Origin of the sequence: Paenibacillus sp. NPDC057967, assembly GCF_042887015.1 — a bacterium.
Lineage (GTDB): Bacteria > Bacillota > Bacilli > Paenibacillales > Paenibacillaceae > Pristimantibacillus.
In genome coordinates this window covers 267,601-291,604 of sequence record NZ_JBHVQB010000003.1, presented here as the reverse complement: position 1 = coordinate 291,604, position 24,004 = coordinate 267,601, and the positions used below count along the sequence as shown (strand labels likewise).

Here is a 24,004-nt window from a genome sequence, read left to right as displayed (position 1 = left end):
AATGAATAAAATTAATTTATTTGAACTTTTTAATATCTCACTAGAGGCAGGAAGGGAAATACTAGAGGTCTACACTCAGGATTTTAATATAGAGTATAAATGTGATGATTCTCCGTTAACACAGGCTGATAAACGATCCCATCATTTAATTATGAAAGCCTTGAAAGCACTAGATCCAAGTATTCCCATATTGAGTGAAGAAGGAAGAAGTATTCCGTATAGCGAACGTCGTCAATGGACGCATTTCTGGCTAGTAGATCCACTAGATGGAACAAAGGAATTCATCAAGAAAAATGGCGAATTTACTGTAAATATCGCCTTCATCGAAGGAAAGTATCCTACAATAGGTGTTATTTATGCACCGATACTAGATGTGTTTTATTTTGGCATTGTCGGAAGTGGAGCTTACAAACTTGAAAACGCTTCTTTCTCGAAAGTAAACAATGAAAGAGAATTGATCCGGCAAAGTGTGCGATTACCTGAAATACAGGAAGATCATATGACATATGCTGTAGTTAGCCGATCTCATATTTCTGAGGAAACGGAGGCCTTTATAAGAGAATTGGAAGCGAAGCATGGCAAAGTAAAACTAGTCTCATCGGGTAGCTCTTTAAAATTTTGCTTAGTCGCTGAAGGAAGAGCAGATTATTATCCTAGGCATGCACCGACTATGGAGTGGGATTCCGGAGCTGGACAAGCCATTGTTGAGGCAGCGGGTGGAGAAGTAACTAGGTATAAAGATAATGAGAGAGTTTATTACAATAAAGAAGATTTGTTGAATGATTGGTTTTTGGTTAAACGATCTTAAATAAATTATTTAGTATTGACACCCCAATAATAATCCGCAAAGCCATCATACCCTCAACCAGAATCGGTACTAGATTATTGCTAACGATGAAAGCTTTACTTAACGAGATGATGTCAATTTTGGCTGATCTGTTAATTCGAAAGTGGCTTGGGCCTCATCCGTTAGTTCATGCACAACGTTGTGCTTTGTTGCGTCGACGTTGCTTTACTTGTTAAATCCCTTATTCCAGCAATTAACGGCGAATGCTTAGACTACTGGTGTTGCAATGCCGCATGTCTTTCGGTAGTTCTTTATGAAGAAGGTTATTTCAACTCCTTGATATCCTCAGTCAAAGCATGTAGAGGTGCACATTCTCTATTTCTATACAAAATACCTATTTTACCCTTTAATAGAATAAAATCTTAATTAAAAATTGACAATCAATAAATGGTATATTATAATTAAAATAATACAAAATTGCTATTTTTTATAAGTGAGGTGGCAAGTTGAATACTGCAGAGGCTTTAGGACTACTTGGATCTTTGAGTGAAAATGAGAAACTGCTTAAAGAAGCCTTTGATCACCTAGTTAATCTTCCTCATTCTTTCCAAAGTAAAATACTATCATCGTTTAAATCAGGAAAGGTTGAACCACAGGCATATATTAATATTAAAAAATTAGGTATTAAGGATCTTCCTGAATGGTATGGTGTTCTGGAAAAGAGATATATTGAATTCGATAGAAGGCGTAAGTGTTTGAAACAAGCAATTGAATGGCTGGATGGTATTTCAAGAGATATCGATTTGAATCCAGTCTTAATTAAAGGAGCAGCAATACATTTTCTTTATGGAGATGTTATACGTGCTAGTAATGACATGGATGTTTGGATAGAGGATACAGAAAATTTGTGGAAATTTGTTTCACATATGAGGATGAACGGGTGCCAGTCGAAGGAAGCTTGGTTCCTTTCTAGGAGAGAAGATACAAATGAGCCATGGTTTTTAACAGGACTTTGGTCGAGGGAATTTGAAAATGGTGAGTGTGATTTTGATTTACATAGTGGTAAATATTCTACAATGTTTCTTGAATCATTACGGATGCCTGGTCTAAAAGAAGTCGCAGTAGGTATTGAAGGTTACTCTTCGTTACGACAACTAAATCCAGAAGCCTCTCTCTTATTATTGATAGGCCATTCGCACAGTCACAATCGCATAACTATTAGAGACATAAACGACGCTTACATTTTGTTGACTAAAACAAAGGTCGATCTCTTATGGTTTTGGGAGCAAATAAAAATAAACTCTTTAGAAGAGATTGCAACAGAGTTATTTAATTGGATGAAAATTATTTATCCAGATACATCTGATTTATCAATATTAAATCTTAAAGTCTTAAGGAATACAAGAAACAAAGAAATGTGGCCTGTAAAATATAACTACAAGAATGTACTTAATCATTGGTGGAATTATAGTAATGAAACGGGATATACGAGAGTGAAAGAAATTGTAACATTAAGTTGGGCTAATATTTTTGCAAACGTTATATCTCCAAAATTATCGAGTCAGGATTTTTCTAAGTATACTGAAGGAATATTGAATAAAATTTCTAAATTCAGAACTAGAAGTGCATCATACTATTATATGTGTTGCCCACAAATGTTTGAAGAAGACGTATCAATTCCAATGAATATGACTATTGATGAACAATTTGCCACATCATTAAGGAAAAATGGTTGCTCCGCGGTCTTCGACCAATTACTTAATTCAGTAATAGTTAAATTAAATAATGGATTTGTACATATAAATACCAGTGGAGTTTATATAGCTTCTGAGAACCTACTTTTTTCCGATGAAATAATAGAAGATACAGTTCTATTTTTGGAAAATAATTTAACACATCTTAAATCTGACCCTCTTAAATATGACCCATTAGTCGCGAAGATATAGAAATGTGCATAGGGTTTTCTTGCTGGATGCAATTTATGGAGGCTTGGTCCATGCCGAAAGAACCTGATAATAGGCTTTATTAAAAAGTACTATTACACATCTAGCCAAAAGCCGATGATTGGAAACCCTTTCTTTGCTTCCCAGAACCATGCGTCCGCATGTTGGCTCCTTGGCGATCAAATAAACACGAAAGCTCCAATCGGGGAAACTCCGTCCAAAGGATTCTAATTTGAATTCGATATTTCTGTCTCTTGATGCAGCATTTCAAATAGAGCCCGGCCGAAGGAGTTGAAGTTTAACGGAAAACAAATTCGGAGAAGTTTAATTTTTTGAAAGGAGGTGAGTACGTATGGCATGTGCACCTTGTTCGCCTAAAAGAATCTCGAAGAAAAAGAAGTAATCATTTGTAAAAACTAAGTAACCAACTAACTAAGGGAAGCGATGGGGTCTCCCCGTTCCTTTCCTTAGTTACAAAAAAACGATTCACGAAATAATGCTTATCTTGGACGTAATGATCAAAACGATTCTTTTTGCCATAGGCGTGATTCTCGACAAGGGTATAAGCTTTGTTTGCAAGTTGCTCATCTATGTTTCACCATGAGCCATCCTGATGAATTTATTAACTTGGACACTTTGGATGGTGGCAGCATCTAACGCAATGAGAAGCTTTATCCCTGCGCTCTCCGTGAAACAGTGCCCAAGTCAACCGTGTTTTACATACTGTAATAGTTGTTGAGTCCACTTACCAAAGCTTCTTAGACAGATGTAATCGACGCGTAGTTTCACGATATTAACTTCAAATTAGAAAGTGAGATAAACGATTGAATAGCTCGTAAGGAACTTCGCTCGGTTTGCAAGAGACGGGGGCCAAGCCGCAAGACTCCGTTTATCCAACGCCAGAGCGATAACCATCTGAATGCCTTAAGTAGCCTGCATTTAGATAAAACAACTGATACTTGGTGTAGTTAAGTGTCGTATCTTCAAAAGCCAAACTTGATAAGAATTTGCACATCTTCTTTTTTCAATAAAGATTGAACAAGGTTTGTGAACGTAGCAGACTTTTTCATGAGGTCGCCCCTTTTGAGTCGAGATCTGTGGTGGAATCGATATTACTGAAAGGACGATCTTTTTTTGATTTATAGACATTTAATTTAGGTTAATCAACAGGATTGACATAAGGGGTGAAAATATTGGATATAGCTTCATTAAAGGTTTTGGAGGAGTTAACTAATTCAAGTAGTATAGCTGGAAACGAATTGGAAACAAGAGATGTGATGAGAAACTATCTTAGAAATCTCACAGATAAAATATATACAGATAAAATGGGTAATTTGATTTGTGAAAAAAATGGTGACCAATTACTCCCCAAGGTAGGATTGGCATGTCATATGGACGAAGTTGGTTTTATAATCACTGAAATAAATGCAGAAGGTTATATATTCTTCCACAATATTGGTCGGATATGGGAACCAACTATTATATCTCAAAAAATGAATATTATAACTAGAAGTGGAAAAAAAGTAGTGGGGGTTGTAGGATCCATACCTCCACATATTATGACAGAGCAACAAAGGAATAATCCAGTAACAATAAATCAAATGTTTATAGATGTGGGTTGTTCGAGTATGTTTGAAGTAATGGCATTAGGTGTTAATGTAGGAGATGCAATATTGCCTATCAATAATTTCTCATTAATTGGAAATGAAAATATGATCATGGCAAAATCACTTGATAATAGAGTTGGTTGTGCTGTATTAATCGATATAATGAAAGAATTAAATACTACTACACACCCAAACTTAGTTTGTGGTATTGCAACTGTTCAGGAAGAAGTTGGTCGAAGAGGAGCAATTGTTGCTGCAAAAATCGTTAAACCAGATATAGCAATAGTCGTAGATACCGGAGTTCCTGGTGATACTCCTGGAATAGTCGGGAGGAATATTACGACGAGACTAGGTAACGGACCTCAGATTCTTTTACTAGATTCTTCTCATATAGTGAACCGTAATTTATTTGATTTCGTTATTGAAACTGCAAAATTAAATGATATCCCTTATCAGGTTGATATTATGCCTTGGGGAGGGACCGACGCGGGTAGCATAAATACTGCAAATGAAGGTATCCCAACTATCTCCATACTAGTCCCAACAAGATATATTCATACACCTAATTCTATTATTTCTATTGAAGATTATAATAACACAGTAAGACTTATAACTAATATTATAAAACGTATGGATTTAAGGAGTTTTGAATCAATAATAAAATACTGAAAGGCGGAAACTATAGCATAATCATAACTTCCCTTTAGGATCATTGCGGTCAATGGCACTCCTTCTTCATTCATTGGGAATGGAAGCATGGCCCTGATTTTTGAAAGTAGAAGTGAAAAACGATAAATGCTTCAATAATTTTAAATAATAACTTTTAAGATCGATTTTACCAAACTCATACCGTTGGATATATTCATCCTGCAACAAGAAATGATTGGAAGTGATAAATCGTGATTGGGTGGATCACTTCCGACATCAAATCATTGAAATCGATTTTTTGGAGGATGTAGTGTGAGAAAAGTAATGACATACGGAACTTTTGACTTATTACATTATGGACACATCAACTTATTAAAACGAGCAAAAGAATCTGGAGACTACTTAATTGTAGGTCTCTCAACCAATGAGTTTAATGAATTGAAACATAAGAAAAGTTTTTTTAGTTATGAAGAAAGAAAAATGCTGCTAGAATCCATTCGGTATGTGGATTTGGTCATCTCAGAGAGGAGCTGGGAACAAAAAGTAGAGGATATTAAAGAATTTAAAGTAGATTTACTTGTCATAGGAAATGATTGGGAAGGTAAATTTGACTTTTTGAGAAAATATTGCGAGGTTGTGTATTTAGAAAGAACACCTGAAATTTCAACAAGCATTATAAAAGAAGAGTTAGGCGACTATGAAGAAACAAATCAAGTTCATAATAAGAACCGGAGGTAATAGGAGACTATGATCTTTTAGTGTCAAGGTTTAAGGGAGAACCGTTAAAAAGTTAAGGTTTAAAGTTATTCCCCGTGGTTTTTTTTGTTGAATATACAGAATATTTCTTTCATTCACTCAATTCCAGGTTGAAAAATCCGATTTTTTCTTATCCTTAATTCGGTGATGTAGCACAAATAGAGTTAATTATTTGACAACCCGCGATCCGTAACAAGGTAAACGTTATACTTCCTTTTGTTCTAGGGATTTAATCAACTTATGTAAATTCGCTCAGTTTTCTTGTGGTGTCTGCAATGAACCTGGCAACGAGTGTGGAAGAAGCTGATAGCCATTTGGCCGTGGGGGCAGCTTTCGTCACTCGTTTTTTCTTTGTTTAGATGCCACAGCGTATAGGATAGCAAGGTTTCGGCAGCAAAAACCATTTCAAGATGGGCGAACTGGTGCGCTTCCGAAATCGAGTGGCACTCTTCAAAACCGAGTTCCTGTTTGGCCGTGCGAAAGAAAACTTCAATCCGCCAGCACTTTCCTTAGACGTCGAGCACTTCCCGGGGCGTCGTGGCGGTTGCTCACAAGCAATAAGCTCCTTTAAGTGGCCGTTTCATCATCCATATCCACGCGATTGGGCTTTTTCGTGTTTGTTAAGTGGTTTTTATCGGTAATATGCGTACAATTTAATGGGATATATGATCTTCTAGTATTTGGGACGAACCGCATAAGATAATTTATACTATGTAGGACAATTGTTGATAATACATCTAATGTCCACAACAACAGTGTTTTTTCTGCATTTTGAAACAGATGTCTTGAATAAAAGGATTACGCAAATGGAATTTAAAAACTTTATTCCGTTTAAATTGTAATTATTCTGTATTTTTGGAGGAGAAGAGATCGAATATAATAAACTTGTACGCGACAAAATTCCACAAAAAATTAAGGCAAGGGGTATGATAGCAGATATACGCGTTATGGATACTATTGAATATGTTAAGATGCTCAATGTTAAGATTCATGAAGAACTGGATGAATACTTTAATGCTAATGAAAATGATCAAATTGAAGAATTAGCTGATTTGATTGAGGTTGTTTATGCAATTATAGAGAGTAAGGGTGTTAGTATTGTTGATTTTGAAAAGGTAAGAATGGCTAAGAAAGAAGATAAAGGGGGATTTAAGGAAAAACTGCTTTTAGTAAGTGTCAAGGAATTATAAAAAAGATGAATAATTTGAACAATAAATTAGGATATTGGGGGTACGAGCATGTCTACACAATTCAATAGCTCAAACATTGATTTATATGACTCCGGTTTTTCCCGTAAAAATGAACAAGGATCTTTTATGTGTGTAGTGTGGTTAACAGGTCTATCGGGGGCAGGGAAATCGACTATTGCTAATGAACTTGATAGAAAATTTAGTGCAATTCAAGTAAAGTCTGTTGTGCTAGATGGAGATCATTTAAGGAATGGGATTAACGCTGACCTAGGCTTTTCTCGAGAAGATAGAGCCGAGAACGTTCGCAGAATTGGACATATCTCGAAATTGTTTTTTGACACGGGTATCGTTACATTGGTAGCATGCATATCCCCCTACCGAAATGACCGTGAAATGGTCAAAAAAATATTTAAGGAAGGCACATTTATTGAGGTGTTCGTGAAATGTCATATTGATGAATGTATGTCTAGGGATCCTAAGGGTCTTTACTCTAAAGTAATCGAAGGGAAAATTACTCAATTTACGGGCATTTCATCACCTTATGAGGAGCCGGAAACGGCTGATATAGTCGTTGATACGCAGAAAGAATCATTGGAACAATGTACGGAGAAAATCTTAAACTTCCTATTAAAGAAGCAAAGCTGTGTCTGACGTATATTTTTCGTCTTCATGCATTTTCAGAAAAATCGGATAGCATGATTCAATACAAATTCGTGTTCAACAACAATTGTCGGTATTACGATATATGCTGGCGAAATAGTAGCAGCTTTTTATTACCATCCGAATGATATGTTTATTGGTCTTTATGTACAGTAGGAAAGCAACGATAAGTTTAATTCTATTCAACTATGGGCTAAAGCGGTATAAAAGTTCTAGAAGAAGTCGTGACCCGATAGATTAAGTGGTTCAGATTCTGGAATATATACATATTCCCCGTGTCCATCGATTTGCCCTGTAATCACTTAAATGGAGCATTTACTTCAGATAGATGGGTGCGAGTAATCCAAAATAAAAGAAACAGAAAAGAGTATAATTGGAAACTATTTGTGAAGAAACATGTGAATACTTAAGAGTGGAAGTGTTACCGGAGTGGGAAATGCTTAACGTAGTGCCGGTAAAGCGACTTTATGGCTTCTTAAATCCCTGTAGTTACTCGTCTCTCTCTTTACATAATCACACCCACTGATGTTGATGTCCATTTGAAGAACGTTTCAATCGCCTAGCGACTTCGGTACATGTCACTGATTTCGTCACATTCAGGTCGCAATCTCACATGATATCAAGATAGATCTCGATAGGAGCAGATATTTTGGCATTGAGGATTTGAGGTAGAAATTGAAATCGCAGCCATTATAGAATCCGACATACATTGAAAATATGCTAATTATTCATTATTTAGGAAGAGGGTATTCCATCTGTCTTTCAAAGTTAATCATTACAATTATGTTATATCAGGTGAAAATGGAATTATAAATATTGGTTTAAATGTTAATCGCATAATTATACTATTAATAGAGGATGATGAAATATACATTAGCGTTGACGTTGGGGGTATTAAGTTACCCTATTATGCTATAGAGAATATTAAAGATAAATTAAATTTAGGAAAGGTTATAAGCAAAGAATTTGGTTTGTTATGTGAAAATCTTTTTGATTTGGGGATTTCTCAAAGTTACGAAAAATTAACCACATATTTGATGTGTTCAAAAGTTGAAAGGCTAAAAACCATAAAAATGAGTAATCTAGTGAAAATGAAAATTATAGATTTTGAGAAGGGGATTCAAGATGGTACGATTAACGATAGTATTTCAATCCATATATTTTATTTAGCAAAACAAAAAGGAATGCTTTACATAAATAATAGTTTTTCATAATGGAGAAAACGTATGAATCTGTCCATTAAAGCTGGATATCGTCATTTTGATACAGCATGTATTTACGGAAAATGAAGAAGCATTGGGGCGTGGAATACAGAATAGTGGTCTTCCGCGAGAAGATTTCTTTCTTACTTCAAAGGCATGGACAACCGATCTGGAGTGAGGAGGATATGGAGCGAATTGCGAGGCTGGATACTGGGAAGCGATATTCTGTCAATCCAAGAGGATATCAGGGGAATACAAAGATCGAGAATGATAGACATTTAATAGGCAACCGTTCGGAATGAACTGCACCCACGTTATCCCTAACAAGGGCAGGTGCAACTCAAGCGAACGGCTTTTTTGTGCTAGCTGCTGGCAGAATTCTGAATAGCTGCAGGTTTCTTGTTCGATTTTTTAAACCGAATATTGCTGCTAACAATCCCTATTAAAATAACGATCACGCCAATCCACTGAGGCAGACTAATGACTTCTCCCAGTACGACAGAGGACATGATAATGACGACCGGCAATTCGGATGCAGTCAGAATGGTTCCCAATCCGGAGCCGACATGCGGCATTCCAATGGAAAACAATAGGGGAGGAAGCACGACACCGAATATGCCGAGCGCCAATCCATATGGAGCTACTCCCATTAATACATCCAGATCAAATAAGAACGTAGGAGGGAATGCGCAAAACACGACGATAACCCCACCTGTGGTTAGCAGTGCGCTTTTTAGAATCGGAGGGGTCGCTCTCTCAACGATGCTGCTCAAAAAGATGAACATAGTGAAGCTGAATGCAGCAAGCAAGCCCCAGATGCATCCAGCCAAGGATAATGTCATCCCTCCCTGGAACAGTATATTTGCGGCTAAGACAGAGCCGATCAGAAGCAGACCAATGGAAAAAAGCTTGCTCCCTGTCGGCTTTTTCTTATGGAACATCCACTCTAACAGGGCCCCGATCCAAACAAATTGGAACAGAAAAATGATCGCCAGTGATGCATTTAGCGTTTGCAGAGCCTGGTAATAAAAGACACCTGTCAATCCGAATGGAATGCCCGATAGTAGCAGCTTGGTGATTTGGATGCGAGTCAGCTTCGTTTTTTTGGTAAATAAAACAGCCAGCCAAGCAAGTACAGCTCCGAATAAGTATTGGCCCCCGGTTACGTCCGACACCGAAAAGCCTGCCGCATACGCCAGTTTGACAAAGGTGGACAAGATTCCATAACAGCAGCCTCCTAAAAAAACGATCAACGCATAATGCCATAATTTCATTGTAATCCCCCTTTTTGAATGCAAAAAAGCCACACCAAAGGCCAATAAGCCTTTGTGTGGCGAAAATAGAGAGTGTTCTCCAGAAAAGTCCACATACATCCCAAACAGGTTTTATTATTTCGTTTCGGTATTCAGTATAAAAACACTTTATGATCGTTGTCAATCCTTAATTGCAAAAAATGGGGCTGGCTAATCGAAAATCCATCTTGCTGCCCGAATCACCAGACGCGGCACGTATAGCAATAACTCTATCAAAAAATCTAAAATGAATGAGCCAGTATCCAGCTTTTTTCGTGATATACGTTTCATCATAACCTCCGACGATCCAGTTTTTAGGTAATACGTTGCTGGAATGAAATGGTTTCTTCGGTTGAAAGGATTGAATGATGACGTATTATTATCTGCTGCCGGAAGATCTGACGAAGATGGAGACGATACTGCCGATGATCAGGATTGGAAAGCCGCAAATTTCATTGATATACTGGATTTATGTTTGGTTCATGGCGATTCAAGGAGGGGAACAACATGGAAGTGTTTGCTGAATATGTAGCGAATATTGTGAACGAACAGCATCGGGCAAGGACCGAAGAGGTGATGACATGGGTAGCCGAGCGATATCCGAATTTGGAGCCAAAGATCGCGTGGAAGCAGCCGATGTTCACCGATCATGATACCTTTATTATTGGCTTTAGCGTATCTAAGCAGCACTTGGCTGTTGCGCCTGAGAGGGCGGGGATGATTCAATTTGCGGAAGAAATTGTTCAAGCTGGCCATGATCATACCAAGGAGCTGGTTCGGTTTCGGTGGAATAATCCTGTTGACTTCTCATTGCTTGAGAAAATGATCGAGTTTAATATGGTGGACAAGGCAGACTGTACGACTTTTTGGCGGAAATGAATTGAAATAACGCTGAAAGAACGCGAATTTAAGGCAATAAAAAACCGATTGAGTCCTATGACTTCAATCGGTTTTTCTATTGTTTGCGTTGCTTGGGCGTCCTTCGACGCCCCAATCAATTCACTTTTAAATCAATTTTTATTTCGAAGCTGGCTTCCTGGCTGTCAAACATTTTTATTTTTTGGAAGGTATCGTCTCTTTGAACCGACAAATAAACTTGAGCATTTTCCTCGATTAAACTTAGTTTAGGGTAAGGAGGTATAATTACATATTCTTTTTTTATTTTCTGGCAGTGAACCTCCATCAACCATTCATTGCCCCAATAAGCGTGAACAATGATACGTTCAGGTTTGAGGGTATATTGATTTATTTCTTTTGGCCACCTGATAAATAGTAATTCTAAATTGTTCATTATGTATCGTGCAAATGCATCGTCGGAGCGGGATTCAATATTTCTCATCTCCCATGTTTTCATATATTGAAGAAAGAGTTCAGGTACCAATTTTATATTAAGCTGCATCGTTTTATTTTGATCGTTGTACTCGACAAGAGGATCAGAAAGGTCAATGACATGGCGTTGTGAAAAATAAACCGACTCAAAATAAGAGCGGATCAAAGTATCGGTAGGCGTTTTATATAAATTGATTTGATGGTTTACTTGAGGAATGACAATTGAAAGTAAAATCGGCAACAATAAGAGAACAGCGAGGAGCCGTTCGACCGAAAGCCACTTTCTCGTCATGAAGAACATAATAATCGCAAATAAGAGACTGGCATAAGGAGCAATGGTAAACAAAGGAGCTACAAAAATACCAATGAATGTGTAGTGGGCAAGTATGTATATGGCTAGCCATCCTATTAACCCTGCGAATAAAGTAATTAAAGTTAATCGCCTGTAGTCCATCCTAAATTTCCCCTATATCAAAATATAATCTAATGTATATCATTGATATCGACAAAATGATAAATTTATATAAATATACAGATATATACAACGAAGAGGTGTAAGTTGAAATGATGAAAAAAGGGAGGTTCATGGGCATGAACAAATCGTTATGCGCGGTAGATTCTGTAATCGAATTGCAGCAAGCTGAGCGAGAGCGGTTAGAGCAATATTTTCGAGTAGAGACAGTGGATTTCAAGCAGCTAGAAGGCGATGTACTGGCGAAATATGAGCTGGCGCTGGTTCATTCCAAGCTGACAGCTGCTGCTATATCCACTATGGACGCCTGTCGTTATATCGGCGTGCGTGCACACAATACGGATTATGTTGACCAAGCTGCAGCACAGCAGCAAGGCATCCTTGTTCAAGGCATTGATCAAATGGGCGTGCAAGCGGTCGCGGAGCATACGATTTCTTTGCTGCTGGCTATTGCCAAGCAACTGCTTCCTTATCATACGAATGTCGCCTCAGGGAGATGGAGAGAGGGGCTGCGGCCCAGCTATGAGTTGAAGGGTAAAACGCTTGGCATCATCGGCTACGGCAAAATCGGAGAACGAGTCGCAACGCTAGGTCATGCATTAGGCATGAATATTGTAATTGCGTCCGGAAACAAGGATCATGCAGAGCAAGCAGGCAGACTCCCCCTGGAAGATGTGCTAGCCCAAGCGGATATTGTGACCTTGCATGCTTCTACTCGAACGCTAACAGGTCCGCTGCTGACGAAAACCATGATTAATCTGCTGAAACCGCAAGCGATCGTCATCAATACGGCTCGGGGAGGATTAATGGATTACGCTGCATTGGAAGATGCGCTCCGGCAGGGCAAGCTGTATGGGGCGGGATTAGATGTATTTCCAGAAGAGCCGGTAACCGAGTCGAGGCTTTCCCAGTTGCCCAATGTGATCTGTACGCCTCATTTGGCGTATTATACGGATGAGACAATCAGATTAATGAATCAACAATTGATTCAGCGAGCTATTGATTACTTGTCATCCCAAAGCCCCTCCTTGACTCCTAACTAGAGGTAGTTTATAGTTGTTTCATACCCTCAGGGGTATATGTTGAGCGTAGTGCAGCAAGGTGATAAAACGAACTATAACATCAAGACGGAGGATAACGTATGGATAGCGCAACAATCATTAATCTTCTCATTGCAGCGGTGATAGGCTTCTTTTTATGGAACCGATTCGGAACGGCAAGGGGACTGAAAAATATGAGTCCGATCCGGTTCGAGCAAGAGCTGGTCGATCATACAGATGCACTGCTCATTGATGTCCGAGAGCCTCATGAATATCAAGCTAGCCATATTCCGAATGCAGTCAACATTCCGGTGTCCCAGTTGCAGGACAAGCTGACGGAAGTCCCGAAGGACCACAAAGTGCTCCTTTATTGTCAAAGCGGTCTCAGAAGCAGGAAAGCAGCGAGAATTCTGAGCAAGCTGGGCTATCGTAATATGGGGCATCTATCGAGCGGCATTATGGCATGGGGCGGACCTTTGAATACTAAGAAGTAAGGCCTATCTATCATGAGCTGTCAATCATACACATGTTTAAGCCTTCCACTTAGGAAGGCTTTTTTAACGGATCGGTAACATCCCAGATTGAGGCTGTTTCTGATGATGAGCTCTCCATACAGGAATTGGAACTGAAGAGATGCCCTCAATTTGTCCATCTTCTCCGAAGGGTATAAGAGAGGTGAACAGGAATGAAGAAACATTGTTTGTTTTGCAACGAACTGATTGATATGAAACAGGATGAAGAATTCGATCGTTATTCGGGGTGCATGTGCGCGCCCAATACGTATTATCATTTGAGCAAAGATGCTTATTCGCATATCCAGGCGTTCTCCTACGCCAAGAAACGGCAGGTGCTGCCTATCGTATCGGCCTATATTCGCGAGCGGGCCGAGAATGGGGAGCGACTATTGCTTACACCGGGCAAGATAGAAGAGATGATGGTCGATCCCGATATCCCGATGACGACGGAGGAGAAGGAGAAGAGACTTCTCCAATATTTGTACCGCCGGACGGAAGCGGCAATGGAGCCTGTTAATTTGCATCCGTTATCCAAAAGTTACAATTTGACGTATTCCACGAACTTGCAGGAGTTTGTCTATATTATGGAGAAGCTGCGGGAGACGGAACTGCTTGTCAGAGAAGGCTCCATCTTGAAGCTGACGGATCAGGGCTGGAGCGAAGCTGCGGCTTTCTCGGGAGGCGGCAAGCGCAAGCTGTTCAGCGTCATGGTCGGGGACGAGCAGATTGGCTTGGAATGGTCAGCTCAATTGCTGCCGGGCCTTGAGCAATGCGGCTACGATACCCGCCTGCTATTGCCGTCGAGCTTGCGCAAGCAAGATTCCGAGCTGCTTGAAGCACTCGCTGAAAGCCATTATATTTTGGCCGACTTGACGGGAGCCGGTCCTGAAGTGTATTTCGCTGCGGGGTATGCGGCAAAGGCGGATATCCCGTTAACATGGACCGTCAGAGCAGACCAGATCGACAGCCTGCTTACGCAAAGCGAATGGATACGGCCGATTCCGTGGGAGGATACGGAAGAGCTGGTTCAGCGGTTTCAATTAAGAAGATAGCAGGGCAGAATATGACTTAGGAATGGAATGGATAACAGCTTCAGGCTCGCCGCCGCGCGGGTCTGAAGTTTTTTTATGCCTAGGAGAACAAGTCGATTCACTGGCATGAAGATGTAAAGCGAAGGGGTGTTGACGCATGCTTATCCTTGCTACAATAAATAGATCAGGCAGACAACGAGAAGGGGAATTACGGATGAGGGGTTTCGCCATTTTTATCGCATTTCATTTGATGGGTATAGCATTGGAGAAGGGATTGTCTATTCCGCTGCCTGCGAATGTAATCGGGCTGGGGCTGCTTGCGGCCGCTTTGTTTCTAGGATGGATCAAGCTGGAGTGGGTCGAGGCAAGCTCCAAGATCGCGATACGGCATATGGGACTGCTGTTTGCCCCGGCGATTGTAGGCACGATGGTCATTACCAAGCAGATCCAGTCGGAGTGGCTGGCGATCGGCTCCAGCATTGTCATCGGCACGCTGGTGACGATGCTGGCAACTGGGCTTGCGATTAAGCTTTGGCCTGACAGGAGGGAACAGCATGACGCTAATGAATCCCATTCTGCATAGTCCGGTTTTTGGAATCGCGCTGACCATCAGTTTATATTGGGGTGCAATCAAGCTGAAGGCAAGACACCGCTGGGTACACCCGCTAATGTTCACGGCTGCCGCTATTATTGCCATTCTGCTCCTAAGCGATATTCCCTATGAGGACTACCGCATAGGCGGCGAGTGGCTCAACTGGGCGCTCGTTCCTGCGACAGTTGCGCTTGCCGTGCCGTTATACAAGCATGCATCGCTTATCCGAAGCAAGCTTGCTCCAGTCATGACGGGTATTACGCTAGGCGCAATCGTATCTGCTGGTATGACGGCTGGCATCTTTTATTTGACGGGCGCCTCCATGGAGCTGATGTTCTCCGCTATTGCCAAGTCATCGTCCGCACCATTCTCGATGGAAATTGCGAGACGGATTGGCGGTATTCCGGAGCTGGCAGCGGCCATATCAGTCATTACCGGGCTATTCGGGAGTTTGGCGGGACCGACATTTCTTCGGCTATGCGGCGTGAAGTCGGATATCGGCATAGGAGCTGCCATCGGCACATCCTCCCACGGGATCGGGACTGCGCGCCTGATGGAGACTTCCGAGCTGCAGGGCAGTGTAAGCGGCTTCGCAATGGCAGCCGCAGGCATCATATCCACGTTGCTGATGCTGCTTGTCTACTGGTGGTTGCTGTCGACGTAGCAAGCCTAATCGAAAGGGCCGCTTAACGGTAAGCCGTTACGGCTTGCCCTTAAGCGGCCCTTGTTCGTTCAGCCATTGCTTCTCGTAATAAAATTCGCAGGGTCGGCGTTCAACTCGCTAACGATGTTTTCGACTTCAGCCCATGCCTGGTCGAAGGTGATTGAGCCGGAAGCCGCTGCGCCTAATTGCTTTTGCAAAATGCTATCAAATTGCAGGTAAGCGGCATGCTTCAGCGTTTCGACCGATTTAGGGGCGGCCCTGCCTTCCGACTGGTAGATCACATCGGTGGGGAAGTCGCCGATATTAACGAATTGCGGGTAGGTGACGAAGCCGCTCGACAGGGAATTGGAGCTGATCAACGATGCGCCTTCTTCGCTCATCAGATAGACAATTACTTCCCATGCCTCATCGATATGCTTGCTCGATTTGTCCAGCGACAACGCAGCAGTCAGTAAGTAAGGGGCAGGTCCTGTATATCCTAGTCCTTTCGGCAATTCAATCATAGACCAGCCCTCAGCCGTGGCGTTGCTGGAGAGCATATTGTGGACGTAGCTCGCTCTCTCTACGAACATGCCTGTACGCGAGCGCTCTTTAAAGTCAGGGTTATAGCCGTCATTTTTGCTGACTTGGTTGCTGTAATCCTCGATAAGCTGCTCGGTTATAGCCCGCCATTCCGGCCGATCCAGTGTTAATTGGCTATTCTCAATCCAGCGGAGTCCCATCATCGTTTCGCCTACGAGGATAGGATAGTAGGACCACCAGGAACCGCTCATTTCGTAACCGGATAAGCTCTGATTTTTTTCTTTCAAGGCTAGAGCTGTCTCGCGGAAGAGCTCCCAGCTCACAGGCGCGGTTGGTTCTGCAATATGGTGTTGCTGGAACAGCTTGCGGTTGATATAGAGCACGTAACGGTCAATAGATGGGGATAAACGGGTCAGCACTCTCTCCGAATCAATCGTAGAGGCGACAACTTGCTGCTGAATCTCATTTAATTGAACGTGATCCCGCTCCAGCAGGGGGGACAAATCGACAAGTCTGGATTCCTCCGTATAGTAATCCGGCGAAAAGCTATAGTAGAGATCGGGCTGTTCCTCTTCGATGATTTGGACCGCACGACTTTCCCGCTCAGTCGCGGGTGTATTCTCTTCCCGCAGCTTGCCGTTCACATCCACTACTTCAAACGACAAATGAGGGAACTTTTCCTTTAATAATGGCACGTACGCGTTGAATTGACTGGATGATGCCAGTACTTTTAACGTAATCTTGGATTTATCCTTTGATCCAATACCTATGCTGGAGCAGCCTTGCATAAGAAGTGCAGCGAGCAGCAGAAGCGGCACGCATTTCCAAACCTTCTTCATGAAATGATTCCTCCCGTCAAATGGGGTCTCCACCTATAGAACACAGCATCAAATGGAATAGTTGCAAAATTATTGTTCAAATGAGTTCGGATCGGCATTCAGCTCTTGCACTTTTTTCTCGACGCTCGCCCATGCGGTATCGAAGGTAAGCATGCCCTTGGCCGCCGCTTCAAAATTTCCGTTAAAGCTATCGGTCAAGATGCGATGGGCGTCCTCGGTTAATGACTCAGCAGCAGGGGACCAAGGCTCTCCGTTGATGGCAGTGATGGGTTCTATAGGGTAATCCCCGATCGACATCAGATTCGGATAAGTAACAAAGCCATAGACAAGACGCTCTTCTACGAGGCGGGCCGCTGCTTCCTCACCCATCAAATAAGAGACGACTGCCCAAGCATCTTCGGTATGGGTGCTTTCGCCATGGATGGAATACCTGCTGGTCGCTGTGAAAGGAGTCATTTGAGTATGTGACGGATCTCTTGGCAGCTCTACAATTGTCCAGTCATCAGTCGTTTTTTGCTCATACAACAATTGGTGGACGAAGGCGGCAGACGTAAGATACATGCCTGAGAGCTGCGGGTCCCGTTTCGGACTGGCCCCAAGGCTTTTGAACGATTCCTTCATCATGTCCTCGTACAGCTGTTCGAATAGCTGGCGCCACTTGGGACCTGCAATGAGCAGCTGTCCGTTTTCGATTTGTTTCCAGCCCATGATATGATCCGCGACCCAATAGAAAGGCTGCATCCATGTCTCGTTCAAGACATAGCCGTGCACAGTTGCGTCTTTCTCTTGCAGCGCCAAGGCTGACTCCCGGAATTGCTCCCAGGTCATGGGACTTTGCGGTTCAGGGACGCCAAGCTCGTGGAAAACGTTCCGATTAATGAATAGTACATTCCGGTTGAAGGCATTGGAGAGCTCAATGATTCTGCCGTCCTTGCCTCCTGCTGTGTCAGCGAGCAATTGCTGGATGTCATTCAGCTGGATATTGTCTCTTGTCAGCAGCGGAGCCATATCTACGAGCGGGAAATCTGCGAGATAATTTGCGGGCGGATAATTAAAGTACAGATCGACATCCTCTTCTTCAATCATCTTGGCAATACGATTGTTCCATCCATCGACAGGTATTTTATCTGCCTTTAACGTAATCATTGGATCGATAATCTCATAGCTGATATGCGGAAACTTCTCTTCCAATAGGGGCATCATTCTTGTAAATAGATCGGTTTGCCCCATCACTTTGAGCGTGATGTTCTGCTTCTCTTCCTTTCCAATCCCAATGGCCGAGCAGCCTTGCAGCAGAAGCGCGGCAATCAATACGGCAGAAATCCAACAAGCGGTTCTTTGTTTCATCTCTATCCCCCTATAAGCAATGATACAAATCTGTGACGCCGGAGCGGGTATTGAACAATTGTTTATTCCGAATTATTCTCGAAATTAGCCGGATTCGCGTTCATTTCATTGACGATCACTTCAAGCTGGTCCCAAGCCTCGTCCAGGCCAATGTCTTCGTTCACGACAAGGTTTAACTGCCGGTTCAACGCTTGAAATAACGCCGTATTGCCGGAACGGGATAATCGGCTGGGGGACGAAGGCTTCGCGTTGGCCGGCCGGTCTCCTATTTGATTCAACACATCAAGCTGGAGTCCGCTGGATAAGATATGCTCGGTATATGTTACTGCGTAAGTAGATAGATTTCTGCTTGTAATGTCCATTGCAGCTTCTTCGCCAAGCAGATATTCGAGCATTTCCCAAACCTCATTAATATAGCGGCTGGAACTGTCGATCGAGAAGATCTCGCTCATATGGAGCTCGCTGTCATATGCTTCAGGAGAATAAGGAAACGCCATGACGGTCCAGTCTTCCGGATTTTCATTCCCTAATGCAAATTTGTGAAGATCTGCAGTCGATCCCATGTACATCGCGGTTCGGGACCATGGCCTTTCGGAAGTTGGTGCACTGGCCAGCTTGGCGGTTCCGTTCTTCAGATCGCCGACGAGTTGTCTTGCAAGCTCTCTCCACGGCTCTTGGTGGATCATCACTTGTCCGTTCTCATCCACGGCAGAAAGTCCTATTACATTAGAAATTCTGTACAGATTGGAGATCAAGTCAACGGAAGGCAGCATATACCCCGACTTTACAGGGGGGCTCGCGAACGGTTCCGCCAGCTGCCGGAATTGATCCCAGGACAGATGCGACGAGGGCTCTGTTATATGATGGCTTTGGAACATCTTTCGATTTATAAAGAGCAAATCCCTGATGTAGGTGGGCGATACGACTTCCAGTTTTTTGTCGAACGACTGATCCAATCCGAAGAGGCTGCGCTGAACAGGATTCAGCGTGATCTGGTTGAATTGAAGCAGCGGATTAAGGTCGACCAGCTCTGCCTGATCAGAATATGGGGCAGGGATGTATCCGAAATAAAAGTCCGGTTGATCGTCTTCGATAATGGAACGATTCAGCTCCTGGAATTTAGTCCAATCCTCCGGCTGCTTGAGCGTCAGATCGATCATCTCTCCTTGAGCTCTATCCAATACACCGATGACGTCAAATGTCACATGCGGAAATTTCTCCTCCAAATAACCTTTGAATTTAGCGAATTGGCCTTCGGATGCCACTGCCGCTTTAAGGGTAACGGGTTCGTTTTTTTTTCCTTTTGGTTCATTCGAGCAAGCCGACGCCACAGCGGTAAGCAGAACACCGAGCAATAGCAGTGAAATATATCTCCTCATGACAAGACGGCCACGCTTATAGCTCTGCATTGATTTGTTCGGCAGCTCTAACAATGTTAGCCCAGAAATTATTGATGCTGACGTTACCGGAGGTTAAGCTTTTAAATTCATCATCGATCAATCTGCTGATTTGTCCTACTGATTCCCAATATCTACTGTAGTCGTCCCTAACCCAGGTGCCTTGGCTGGTCAGCAAATGATCAATTGAGATTTCGCCCGTATTGTTGTATTCGGGGAACATAAGGAAGCTCTGCGGAAGCTTGGCTGCCAGATCAGGCGCTGCATCCTTGCTCATCAAATATTCGATCACTTGGGACGCTTCGTTCACATGTTCGCTTCGGCTGTCGATGGCGAATGGATCAAGCAAGAAATAAGGGGTGGTCATGCCATTGCTTGGCAAATATGGCATAGGCGCGATCAGCCATTTATCCGCGTATTGCGCATCGCCGATTTCTTGGAAGATGTCGTTCAACATGGAAACTTTGAGCGCAACGGTTTCTCCGTTATCCTCGCTCATATGCGTTTGGCGGATAACGCTGTTTACGTTATCCTCTGCAATTTGCATCGCCACAGCTTCCCATTCCGGCTGATCCAGAATAAGCCGGCCATTGTCATCTGCTACAGATAGACCGTTCACTTTTCCCGCCCATTCCAGAATGGTAAACCAGTTGTAATATTTCAGCTCGTAGCCATATCGACGAAGCGAAGCGTCAGTCGCTTGCAGAGCTATTTCTCTAAATTCATCCCATGTCCAGGTCGGACCGGGCTCGGCTACATTTTTGTCTTGGAGCATACTGCGGTTAATATAGACGACGGGCATGCTAAAGGTAGGCGACAGCTGCGTGATCTTGCCGTTATCAACGAGTGCTTGGTTGTACAGCGTCTGTTGAATATCGCTTAGCTGGTTTTGGTCTTTGATCATAATGGGCGAGAGGTCGATTAAATCAATCTCATCCGTATAATTAGCAGGATCATAGCTGTAATAGAGATCTGGCTTCTCCGCGAGAATCAAGTCCACGATATCTTCATCGCTGGCGTTAGGCTCTTTGGGAACAAGGGTGTTCAGCTTGATGTTCGGAAAACGGGCTTCGACCAATTGTATCAGCTCATTGTAGCCGTAGCCGCTGGCATACCTCGTGAAAATCTTCAATTCTACTTCTTTCTCTTTCTTGAATGAGATTTGCGAGCATCCTGAGGCCATGATGGAGACAATGAGCATAAGTGCGATAAAACGTAATGATTGCAAGATGTAGATCCCCCTTAACTACATTGATTTTCTTCCTTATGTAGAAATTTATGTATAACTATATACTAAAGTTGGTTTTTGATGCAGTCAACTTCCAGTTGCATCATGCTAGATAGTGTATAGCGTCTGCCATTAGAGGAAAGCTAAGGAGCATATCCATATGAAGGTGGAGGTTGCCAATGAAAAGGCTAAAGCTGTATATGATCGGCTTATCACTTATGCTTGCAGTCGCAGCGCCTGTCTATGCGGCAAGTTCAGAGGAGGACACGGGCGCTACAACCAGGGAAGTGAGGCAGATGCAGCTGCAAGCGGAGCGGGCAAAGGCACTGCGGAGTCCCGGTTACCAGCAACGCTCAGACTTGAATTCGTACTCTATGACATCCGTGCCGGCGGCAGATAAGGGACCCAATTGGAACTGGCTAGGCTTGCTGGGTTTGCTCGGGTTGACCGGGCTCAGACGAAGGAACCGTAAAGAGTCTTAACTCCACGACTGAACAAAAGGAACCATCTGGCCGCTTATCGGCAACAGATGGTTCCTTTTGTTAATAGGTTGTAGGGCTTGCTCGCAATTTGCTTAGTCTAAGATTAAGTTGCGAGGCGAGGTAGAGGCGATTTGCGATGATGACAGCCATGAGCCTAGTGCTGCGGGGATGAGGCTTAAGCATGCGGCAATGGCGATACCGGTCCAATCCAGCACGATGGGCAAATATAGGATGCCATAACCGTGCAACAGCGACTCAATGGAACTGGGCAGTACGAAAATTCCGGTAAGAACACCGACGATAGCGCCCGCGAAGGCTAAGCCAGCAATTCCGCTCAGGATGGATAACCGTATACGGGACGAGGTCAAGCCAATCGTTTTGTAGATGCCGTACGTCTTGCTTTCTTTGCGTATTTGAATTTTGCATGTGCTGTAGATGATAATGGCCGATACCGCGATGAACAGCAGCGCGATAAAGCCTAACGGCAGAAGCAGCAATCCTGTCGCTTCCTTGTAGACAGAATCCAGCAGCTGCTTCTGCGTGACAATCGTCATCGAGGATTGGAATCGCTCATTGTATTCAAAGGCAACGCTGTCCGCCTGCTCCAAATCGAATACGTTAATAAATGCCGTGTCCGGTTTAAAGCTGGAGGCGCCTTTGCCATCAAGAATGGCTTCTGACGAGATGCGCGCCGAATAGGACTTATTGGCGATCGCTTGATAGATGCCGGATACGACAAAGGTTCGCTTCACTCCCTGGATGTAGACCTCGGCATGCTGACCGATACCCACATTCAGCTGCCGGGCTACATTAACGCCAAGCGCGATTTCATTGCGCAGCTGCGGATTAGTACCTTGGATAGTAGTCAGTCCTGTCTCCTCAAAGCTTCCATCCAGCACACTGATATTCATATTGATCGGACTGTCTGTTACGACTACACCGTTCACCGTCGAAAGCCAGGCGAATGACCGGATTCGATTATCCTGTACCAGAGCTTCGTTAAGCGCCTCCCTGGAGAAGGAGGCAGGATTGATGGCGATGGCGGCTATATGCGAGGAATCATATCCCCATTCGCCTGCGCGCTGATCAATCGAAGCGACACTATTGACTAGCGTATAGCCGAAGGATAGCGCAGCGGCCGTTACGCATGTGATGATGAAGATGAGCCAAGAGCCCTTTTGATGACTCCGTATATTTTTCCACGCCAGCACAATAGAAGGTGAGAAGCGGTCGAGCCGGAACCATCCGGCCTGTCTTTTGCTGAAGCGGGCGTTGTCTTCCTCTGACATGCCGTAACGAATCGCCTGTGCAGGCATGATGCGGCGGGATTTGTTGACGACGGCAAAGGTACAAGCGCTGACGAGAAGCAGCACAAGCAGTCCGATGGACAGCATGGCGCCTCCTTGGAAGACAGGGCCTTCTTGATCCAGTCTCAGATTGGACAAGGTCCCGTCCATAATAAAACCTGATATGAGGCCGCTTAGAGCAAGTCCAGGGATGACAGCAACTACCGTAAGAAGGATATATTGCATCATGAATACGGCTAGCGTCCGGTTCGACGTCATGCCTAACGATTTGATAATGCCGATTGAGCGGTATTGGATAAGGATGGCGTCGGATACCGTAAAGCCGATTGTAAGAAGAGCGATAACTAGCATCGTCGCACCAAGCGCAATCATCAGATAGCCGATGAGCTTGTTCAAGATGAAATAGAAGGAAGACATCTCTTCATAAGTCAGCTTGGTTTCGATATATGGGCTGTTCAGCGATGTTTCGAATTGCTCCCATAACGCGGATCGGTCTGCCGCAGCATCGTATCGCAATCCCAGCATATAGCTGTCGCCTGCAACGCTTGTGAGTTGGCTCTTGAAATCCGCCGGATTCATCCAGACTCGGGATGAAGTGGAGAATGGCGCTCCGTACGGCAGATCAATGACAATTGCACTGACGGAAAGCTCGAACGTGCGGCTGCCGCTTTCGAACGCCAGCCGGTCGCCGACCTCAATGCCTTGTTTGTTTGCCAGCGAGGACGGCAGCCAGATGGTGCCTGGCGCTGGCTGGGTGCTCTCTTCGCCGTGTGCCACCAATAATTGGTCGACTGTCATAGGCGCGTTAGGCGTATCCATTAGATAGATGAAAACGTTGGAGATGACGTTGCCGTTCATAGACACCTTGCTTATGGTTTGATAGGGCAGCAGAGGCGTAGTGGAGACGCCCGCTTGCTCCGACCACCACTGCTGCACGTCTGCTGGAGGATGAATGCCTTGGTCGAGCAGGAGCAGCTCATGCGAGCCATTGGTTCTGTCGTGCATATCTAGGAAGACATTATCCGTATTCGCAAGCAGGATCATCGAAGTCGACATCAGCAGGGTAGAGAGCATAATAAGCAAGACTGTCAGGATGTTTTGCAGTTTTTTTCGTTTCAGCTGGGCTAGGCAAAGCGTATAAATGGCCATCATCG

20 protein-coding genes are annotated in these 24,004 nt (G+C 43.5%); 13 read left to right on the top strand and 7 right to left on the bottom strand.

Translation table 11 applies throughout. The features are described 5' to 3' along the window. Position 1 precedes the first annotated feature (1 nt). The 6 genes from cysQ (at position 2) to cysC (ending at position 7,582) form a co-directional block, all read left to right on the top strand. Positions 2-808 (top strand): 3'(2'),5'-bisphosphate nucleotidase CysQ, encoded by an 807-nt coding sequence (gene cysQ / locus ACFVSO_RS08740; protein ID WP_387472260.1) that lies wholly within the window; start codon positions 2-4, stop codon positions 806-808. Positions 809-1,293: 485 nt separating this feature from the next. Then, a complete protein-coding gene (locus ACFVSO_RS08735; protein ID WP_387472258.1) occupies positions 1,294-2,733 on the top strand; it encodes a nucleotidyltransferase family protein in 1,440 nt (479 codons plus the stop codon). A 1,181-nt stretch (positions 2,734-3,914) separates the two neighbouring features. Then, complete coding sequence (locus ACFVSO_RS08730; protein ID WP_387472256.1) at positions 3,915-5,006, top strand: M42 family metallopeptidase; 1,092 nt, start codon at positions 3,915-3,917, stop codon at positions 5,004-5,006. A 291-nt stretch (positions 5,007-5,297) separates the two neighbouring features. Further along, positions 5,298-5,723: a glycerol-3-phosphate cytidylyltransferase gene (tagD, locus tag ACFVSO_RS08725; protein ID WP_387472254.1), complete on the top strand. Its 426-nt coding sequence runs from the start codon at positions 5,298-5,300 to the stop codon at positions 5,721-5,723. A gap of 965 nt (positions 5,724-6,688) precedes the next feature. Beyond that, positions 6,689-6,931, top strand: a complete 243-nt coding sequence (locus tag ACFVSO_RS08720; protein ID WP_387472251.1) for a phosphoribosyl-ATP pyrophosphohydrolase — start codon at positions 6,689-6,691, stop codon at positions 6,929-6,931. Positions 6,932-6,979: 48 nt separating this feature from the next. Then, positions 6,980-7,582, top strand: a complete 603-nt coding sequence (gene cysC / locus ACFVSO_RS08715) for an adenylyl-sulfate kinase (protein WP_387472249.1) — start codon at positions 6,980-6,982, stop codon at positions 7,580-7,582. A 1,573-nt stretch (positions 7,583-9,155) separates the two neighbouring features. Here cysC and ACFVSO_RS08710 read toward each other — a convergent pair. Further along, a complete protein-coding gene (locus tag ACFVSO_RS08710; RefSeq protein WP_387472247.1) occupies positions 9,156-10,067 on the bottom strand; it encodes an EamA family transporter in 912 nt (303 codons plus the stop codon). A gap of 525 nt (positions 10,068-10,592) precedes the next feature. Here ACFVSO_RS08710 and ACFVSO_RS08705 point away from each other — a divergent pair. Beyond that, a complete protein-coding gene (locus ACFVSO_RS08705; RefSeq protein WP_387472245.1) occupies positions 10,593-10,964 on the top strand; it encodes an iron chaperone in 372 nt (123 codons plus the stop codon). 115 nt (positions 10,965-11,079) lie between these two features. Here ACFVSO_RS08705 and ACFVSO_RS08700 read toward each other — a convergent pair whose 3' ends face one another. Beyond that, positions 11,080-11,868, bottom strand: coding sequence for a hypothetical protein (locus tag ACFVSO_RS08700; protein ID WP_387472243.1), 789 nt, complete (start codon positions 11,866-11,868; stop codon positions 11,080-11,082). Between the two features lie 137 nt (positions 11,869-12,005). Between ACFVSO_RS08700 and ACFVSO_RS08695 the strand changes: the two genes are divergently transcribed. The 5 genes from ACFVSO_RS08695 to ACFVSO_RS08675 all read left to right on the top strand — a co-directional run bounded on the left by ACFVSO_RS08695 (position 12,006) and on the right by ACFVSO_RS08675 (position 15,728). After that, on the top strand, positions 12,006-12,929 hold the full coding sequence (locus ACFVSO_RS08695; RefSeq protein ID WP_387472241.1) for an NAD(P)-dependent oxidoreductase: 924 nt from the start codon (positions 12,006-12,008) through the stop codon (positions 12,927-12,929). A gap of 98 nt (positions 12,930-13,027) precedes the next feature. Next, on the top strand, positions 13,028-13,420 hold the full coding sequence (locus ACFVSO_RS08690) for a rhodanese-like domain-containing protein (protein WP_387472239.1): 393 nt from the start codon (positions 13,028-13,030) through the stop codon (positions 13,418-13,420). A 191-nt stretch (positions 13,421-13,611) separates the two neighbouring features. After that, positions 13,612-14,493: a hypothetical protein gene (locus ACFVSO_RS08685; protein WP_387472237.1), complete on the top strand. Its 882-nt coding sequence runs from the start codon at positions 13,612-13,614 to the stop codon at positions 14,491-14,493. Between the two features lie 193 nt (positions 14,494-14,686). Continuing rightward, the gene (locus ACFVSO_RS08680; RefSeq protein ID WP_387472235.1) at positions 14,687-15,055 is read left to right on the top strand and encodes a CidA/LrgA family protein; all 369 of its coding nucleotides are present in this window, start codon (positions 14,687-14,689) and stop codon (positions 15,053-15,055) included. Next, positions 15,027-15,728: an LrgB family protein gene (locus ACFVSO_RS08675; protein WP_387472232.1), complete on the top strand. Its 702-nt coding sequence runs from the start codon at positions 15,027-15,029 to the stop codon at positions 15,726-15,728. The genes ACFVSO_RS08680 and ACFVSO_RS08675 overlap by 29 nt, the downstream gene beginning before the upstream one ends. Positions 15,729-15,796: 68 nt before the next feature. On the opposite strand, the gene ACFVSO_RS08670 is transcribed toward ACFVSO_RS08675, so the two are convergent. The 4 genes from ACFVSO_RS08670 to ACFVSO_RS08655 form a co-directional block, all read right to left on the bottom strand. Then, the gene (locus tag ACFVSO_RS08670; RefSeq protein ID WP_387472230.1) at positions 15,797-17,089 is read right to left on the bottom strand and encodes an ABC transporter substrate-binding protein; all 1,293 of its coding nucleotides are present in this window, start codon (positions 17,087-17,089) and stop codon (positions 15,797-15,799) included. A 69-nt stretch (positions 17,090-17,158) separates the two neighbouring features. Continuing rightward, positions 17,159-18,436, bottom strand: a complete 1,278-nt coding sequence (locus ACFVSO_RS08665) for an ABC transporter substrate-binding protein (RefSeq protein WP_387472227.1) — start codon at positions 18,434-18,436, stop codon at positions 17,159-17,161. A 62-nt stretch (positions 18,437-18,498) separates the two neighbouring features. Continuing rightward, the gene (locus ACFVSO_RS08660; RefSeq protein ID WP_387472225.1) at positions 18,499-19,815 is read right to left on the bottom strand and encodes an extracellular solute-binding protein; all 1,317 of its coding nucleotides are present in this window, start codon (positions 19,813-19,815) and stop codon (positions 18,499-18,501) included. A 16-nt stretch (positions 19,816-19,831) separates the two neighbouring features. After that, on the bottom strand, positions 19,832-21,061 hold the full coding sequence (locus ACFVSO_RS08655; protein ID WP_387472223.1) for an ABC transporter substrate-binding protein: 1,230 nt from the start codon (positions 21,059-21,061) through the stop codon (positions 19,832-19,834). A gap of 179 nt (positions 21,062-21,240) precedes the next feature. Here ACFVSO_RS08655 and ACFVSO_RS08650 point away from each other — a divergent pair, with 179 nt between their 5' ends. Beyond that, positions 21,241-21,543, top strand: a complete 303-nt coding sequence (locus tag ACFVSO_RS08650) for a WGxxGxxG family protein (protein ID WP_387472221.1) — start codon at positions 21,241-21,243, stop codon at positions 21,541-21,543. Positions 21,544-21,635: 92 nt separating this feature from the next. On the opposite strand, the gene ACFVSO_RS08645 is transcribed toward ACFVSO_RS08650, so the two are convergent. Then, positions 21,636-24,002: an ABC transporter permease gene (locus ACFVSO_RS08645; RefSeq protein ID WP_387472219.1), complete on the bottom strand. Its 2,367-nt coding sequence runs from the start codon at positions 24,000-24,002 to the stop codon at positions 21,636-21,638. Between the last annotated feature and the right edge of the window lie 2 nt (positions 24,003-24,004).

Excerpts from the sequence above, each read along its gene's own strand:
- ACFVSO_RS08680 (WP_387472235.1), top strand. The coding sequence starts at position 14,687 with ATGAGGGGTTTCGCCATTTTTATCGCATTTCATTTGATGGGTATAGCA.
- ACFVSO_RS08650 (WP_387472221.1), top strand. The coding sequence starts at position 21,241 with ATGAAAAGGCTAAAGCTGTATATGATCGGCTTATCACTTATGCTTGCA.
- ACFVSO_RS08665 (WP_387472227.1), bottom strand. The coding sequence starts at position 18,436 with ATGAAACAAAGAACCGCTTGTTGGATTTCTGCCGTATTGATTGCCGCG.
- ACFVSO_RS08710 (WP_387472247.1), bottom strand. The coding sequence starts at position 10,067 with ATGAAATTATGGCATTATGCGTTGATCGTTTTTTTAGGAGGCTGCTGT.
- ACFVSO_RS08695 (WP_387472241.1), top strand. The coding sequence starts at position 12,006 with ATGAACAAATCGTTATGCGCGGTAGATTCTGTAATCGAATTGCAGCAA.
- ACFVSO_RS08670 (WP_387472230.1), bottom strand. The coding sequence starts at position 17,089 with ATGAAGAAGGTTTGGAAATGCGTGCCGCTTCTGCTGCTCGCTGCACTT.
- cysC (WP_387472249.1), top strand. The coding sequence starts at position 6,980 with ATGTCTACACAATTCAATAGCTCAAACATTGATTTATATGACTCCGGT.
- ACFVSO_RS08685 (WP_387472237.1), top strand. The coding sequence starts at position 13,612 with ATGAAGAAACATTGTTTGTTTTGCAACGAACTGATTGATATGAAACAG.
- ACFVSO_RS08645 (WP_387472219.1), bottom strand. The coding sequence starts at position 24,002 with ATGATGGCCATTTATACGCTTTGCCTAGCCCAGCTGAAACGAAAAAAA.
- ACFVSO_RS08705 (WP_387472245.1), top strand. The coding sequence starts at position 10,593 with ATGGAAGTGTTTGCTGAATATGTAGCGAATATTGTGAACGAACAGCAT.
- ACFVSO_RS08660 (WP_387472225.1), bottom strand. The coding sequence starts at position 19,815 with ATGAGGAGATATATTTCACTGCTATTGCTCGGTGTTCTGCTTACCGCT.
- ACFVSO_RS08700 (WP_387472243.1), bottom strand. The coding sequence starts at position 11,868 with ATGGACTACAGGCGATTAACTTTAATTACTTTATTCGCAGGGTTAATA.
- cysQ (WP_387472260.1), top strand. The coding sequence starts at position 2 with ATGAATAAAATTAATTTATTTGAACTTTTTAATATCTCACTAGAGGCA.
- ACFVSO_RS08690 (WP_387472239.1), top strand. The coding sequence starts at position 13,028 with ATGGATAGCGCAACAATCATTAATCTTCTCATTGCAGCGGTGATAGGC.
- ACFVSO_RS08675 (WP_387472232.1), top strand. The coding sequence starts at position 15,027 with ATGACGCTAATGAATCCCATTCTGCATAGTCCGGTTTTTGGAATCGCG.
- ACFVSO_RS08720 (WP_387472251.1), top strand. The coding sequence starts at position 6,689 with ATGGATACTATTGAATATGTTAAGATGCTCAATGTTAAGATTCATGAA.